Raw genomic sequence first — 4,240 nt, 5'->3', positions numbered from 1 at the left:
CGGCAGTACAGGCTATTTTGTCACCGGATCGCGCCAGGGGAGAGGAAAATGGCTGAAGGTCATGTCAAACCAAACGGGCCGGATCTGGTCGAGGGCATCGCGCTAACCGACCTTCCCGATGGTGGAAAGATCCTCGGCCATTGCCGCGATGAGCAAGTGCTGCTGGTGCGCCGCGGGGCGGAGGTCTTCGCCATAGGGGCGACATGCACACATTATGGCGGGCCGCTCGCTGACGGTCTTGTGGTGGAAGACACCGTCCGGTGTCCCTGGCATCACGCGTGCTTCGATTTGCGTACAGGCGAGGCCTTGCGCCCCCCTGCTTTTAATCCACTCGCTTGCTGGTCGGTGGAACAACGCGATGATCGGATATTCGTCGGAGAAAAACGCAAACGGACGGCACCGAAGCAGCGCAATGGAAGCTCCGGCCAGGTTCCGCAGAGAATCGTCATTGTCGGTGGCGGCGCGGCCGGTTTCGCGGCGGCAGAGAAACTGCGGCGCGAACACTATCAGGGCAGCATTGTCATGCTCAGCAACGACGAAGCGCCGCCCGTTGATCGGCCCAATCTTTCCAAGGACTACCTCGCCGGCAAAGCACCGGAGGATTGGATTCCGCTCCGCCGAGAAAGCTTCTACTCAAGGAACGATATTGACCTGCGCCTCAATGCGAACGCCGCCAGCATCGATGCGCGTTCTGGCGAAGTTGTACTCGCGGACGGGGCCCGGACTCCTTACGATAGGCTACTCCTTGCGACCGGAGCCGAACCGGTTCGCCTGACCATACCCGGCGCCAACCTGCCACACGTTCACACGCTGCGCTCGTTCGCAGATTGCAGGGCGATCATCGAGCGAGCCACGACTGCGCGCCGCGCCGTCGTGCTTGGCGCCAGTTTCATTGGCCTAGAAGTTGCCGCGGCCCTGCGCTCGCGCGATATCGAAGTTCATGTCGTGGCGCCGGAAAAACGGCCTATGGAACGCGTCCTGGGTCCGCAAATGGGCGACTTCATCCGCGCCCTCCATGAGGAGAATGGTGTCGTATTCCATCTCGAGGACACCGCAAGTAGCATCGACGGCAACAAGGTGAAACTCAGCAGTGGCGATACGTTGGCGGCGGATTTCGTCGTCGCCGGCATCGGCGTGCGACCGCGGACAGGGCTTGCCGAAACGGCGGGGCTCATCCTTGACCGCGGTGTCGTCGTGAACGCCTTTTTGGAGACGAGCGCACCAGGGATCTTCGCGGCCGGCGACATTGCGCGGTGGCCAGATCCGCACAGTGGCGAGAACATTCGGGTCGAGCATTGGGTGGTCGCAGAGAGGCAGGGGCGAACCGCGGCCCTTAACATGCTCGGCTATCGCGAGAAATTCGTCGCCGTGCCGTTCTTCTGGAGCCAGCATTACGACGTTCCCATCAACTACGTCGGCCATGCCGCGCAATGGGACGAGATCGAGGTCGATGGAGACATCATTGCCAAGGATTGCCTGCTCCGCTTCAAGCGCGAAGGGCGCGCGCTGGCTGTCGCTTCGATCTTCCGCGACATCGAAAGTCTAGGGGCCGAGGTGCAAATGGAGCGCCGGATGACCTAGCAAGGCGGGCGCTGTACGGCCGGTTCAGCCCGCGCAATCAGTCTCGGCGCGCAATGATCCAATCGGTTGCCGCCGCGAGATCGGCCACGGTTGCGGTCGGGCGCGGATCAAACCGTTTCTCATCGCCCTGCCGGTATTTGCCTGTCCGCACCAGCAATGCAGCCGAAAGTCCGGCGCGCAGGGCGCCAGCTATATCGGCCTCGGCGTCGTCGCCAACCATGATCGCCTGATCCGGCGGACAGTCCATGCTTGCCAGCGCCGACAGAAAGAATGCCGGCGAAGGCTTGCCGAGAACGGTTGCGCGTTTCAAGGAGGCAAATTCCAATGCCGCGACGAATGGCCCTGCATCGAGGCTGAGCCCGCCGTCAGCATCTCGAAACGTCCGGTTGGTCGCAAGGGCCAGCAATTCGGCCCCCGCGCTCAGCTCGCGGAACGCGTCATTCAACGCCGCATATGTGAAGGCGTCTCCGGCATCGCCGACGATGACGGCGCGCTTGTCGCGATCCGGCAGTTCGTCAAACTCCGGCGCAAGGCCAGGGTGAACCAACAAGTGTGGCGCACAGCCATTGCGAAGCAGCCATTCGCGAGCAGCGTGCGCCGGCGTGAAAACATCTGCCTTGGTAACGGTGAGTCCCATTGCCTCCAGACGTTCGAGAACCCCCTGTTTCGACGAGCGCGTGGTATTGCTTACGAAGCGTATGGCCAACCCGGCCTGGCGCAAACGCGCGAGGGCGTCGATCCCGCCTGGTATGGCGGTCTCGCTATCATAGATGACGCCTGCGAGGTCCAGCAGTACACCCCTTGTCATCGGTCCAGCATGACCACGAGTCCGCCATGCGTCAAATCCGGAACAAGGCCATGGTTGTTCCTTTTGGATCAGGGCGGGCAGGCGCATTCGCTTGACCGACGGTCACTGCCACCATTCGGGGAAGGCCGTGCGGGCAGCTTCGGCCAGCGTCGCGATCTCCCCGTCGGGAACCGAGCTGTAGGGCCAGAGCAGTCGCGGGCCAAGCGGCGCCCAGCCGCCGGCCGCCGCCATCGCTTTGTCGAGTGCCGCATCGCTGACATTGTAGCGAGCGCGAAAAGGCAGAACGTGCGTGGCGAGAAAGGCCTGGATGCGCTTCTCGACCTCGGCAGCGGCTGTCGCGTCGGTGCGGATCATACGCCACCACATCACCGCGCCCTTCGGGCTGAGGCAGGCGATGTTCGAATAGCTGCCGTGGGCGCCATGGGCAAATCCCGTCGCCAGCATATGGCCGGGCACGAAGACCGAAAATCCCGGCAGTTCGCGGTGCATGTCGGCGTACCAACTGGTCTCGCCGCCCGGCAGCTTGGCGCCGACCAGCGACGGCACGGCTGCGCGCAGCCTGGCGATACGTTCGAGCGTCAGGCGCCGCTTGGCGTGCGGCGGATTGTAAAGCACCAGTGGCATGTCAGGCGCAGTCTCGCCAAGACCGCCGACGAAACGCATGACCTCGCCGTCGCTCGGCGGCCACCAGTCGGGCAAGGTGAATTGCACTGCCGCCGGGCGAAGCGCCGACATCCGCATCAGCCGCTCGCGCGCGACGCGCGGATTGGACTGGCTGATGCCGATCTGGAAAGGCAGGCGCGCGCGGCCGGCTATCGTGGCCACCAGGTCGCAAAGCCGGTCGAACTCGGGCTCGGTCTGGCAGTGGAATTCGCAGGCGGTGCCGTTGGAATAGATGCCGTCGATTCCGGTCGCGCAGAGCCGCGCGATCGTCTCTGCCGTCGCCTCCCAATCGATCGCTCTGCGATCGTCGATGGCCAGCATCACTGCACCCCAGACACCGCGCGGCGCATGTGCGGGCAAGTGGGTCAAGTGGTCGTCCGGTTCAGCGCGCACCGGCGATCTCGTGCTCGCGCCGAGTCTCGTTCGAGGCAAAGGCGGCTTCGATGATGCCGATGATCTTGCGCCCATAGGCGCCGGAGATTGGCACCGAACTGTCGTCCGCAATGGCATCGCGCATCGCCGTCCATTCGCGCACCAGCGCGTTGTGCATCCAGTTCGGCTCGAACGAGCCGGGCAGGTCGGTCCAGACCGTATCGCGCCCCAGCATCGTGCCGCGGTCCATGTCGATGCGCAGCGTTCCCTGCTCGCAGACCAGGTCCATGGCGTAGGTGGTCGCGCCATTGCGATAGCCGACGCTCTGCACCTGGCCGAGCCCGCCGCCGGCGAAGCGCAGTCCGAGCAGGGCGGTGTCATCGGCTTCCTGTTCATGGAACTTGGCGCTAAGCATGGCGCTCACCGAAACGACATTGTTATCCATCAGCCAGACCAGGCGGTCGAGCGCATGAATACCGGCCGTCAACAGCATGCCGCCGCCGGTTGCTTTGCGCAGATGCCAGTCGCGGCGATTGTGCTCCATCCAGAGCTTGATGATCCAGCTCGATCCGATGAGAGGCCGGCCGAGCGCTCCTTCCTCCAGCATCTGCCTGGCTGCCATGCAGGGCAGGGCGAAATGCATGAGATGGGCGACCATCAGCTTGACGCCACCGGCGGCCACGGCGGCATTGATCGCATCGCAGGCCGCTGCCGTCGGCGCCATCGGCTTTTCGAGCATGATGTGCTTGCCGGCCTCTGCTGCGCCGATCGCCATCTCAGCATGGAGGTGGTGAGGGCTGGCGATGAGGACAGCGT

Annotated in this window: 4 protein-coding genes; 1 reads left to right on the top strand and 3 read right to left on the bottom strand. The window is 64.0% G+C overall.

The window, feature by feature from the left end; genetic code table 11:
* Positions 1-48 precede the first annotated feature (48 nt).
* Positions 49-1,581, top strand: a complete 1,533-nt coding sequence (locus tag EOA85_RS29075) for an FAD-dependent oxidoreductase (RefSeq protein ID WP_127212054.1) — start codon at positions 49-51, stop codon at positions 1,579-1,581.
* A 37-nt stretch (positions 1,582-1,618) separates the two neighbouring features.
* Here the strand turns inward: EOA85_RS29075 and EOA85_RS29070 are convergent, their stop codons facing one another.
* The 3 genes from EOA85_RS29070 to EOA85_RS29060 all read right to left on the bottom strand — a co-directional run.
* Complete coding sequence (locus EOA85_RS29070) at positions 1,619-2,389, bottom strand: TIGR01458 family HAD-type hydrolase (protein ID WP_127212053.1); 771 nt, start codon at positions 2,387-2,389, stop codon at positions 1,619-1,621.
* Between the two features lie 102 nt (positions 2,390-2,491).
* Positions 2,492-3,445 carry a dihydrodipicolinate synthase family protein gene (locus tag EOA85_RS29065; RefSeq protein WP_245486114.1) on the bottom strand — a complete coding sequence of 318 codons (954 nt, stop codon included), beginning with the start codon at positions 3,443-3,445 and terminating at the stop codon, positions 2,492-2,494.
* Positions 3,435-4,240, bottom strand: an 806-nt coding sequence (locus EOA85_RS29060) for a Gfo/Idh/MocA family oxidoreductase (protein WP_164759950.1), incomplete at its 5' end; no start/stop codon positions are given. The genes EOA85_RS29060 and EOA85_RS29065, both read right to left, overlap by 11 nt.

The organism is Mesorhizobium sp. M5C.F.Ca.IN.020.29.1.1, from assembly GCF_003997375.1.
Lineage (GTDB): Bacteria > Pseudomonadota > Alphaproteobacteria > Rhizobiales > Rhizobiaceae > Mesorhizobium > Mesorhizobium wenxiniae.
This window is presented reverse-complemented; position numbering and strand designations above follow the sequence as displayed.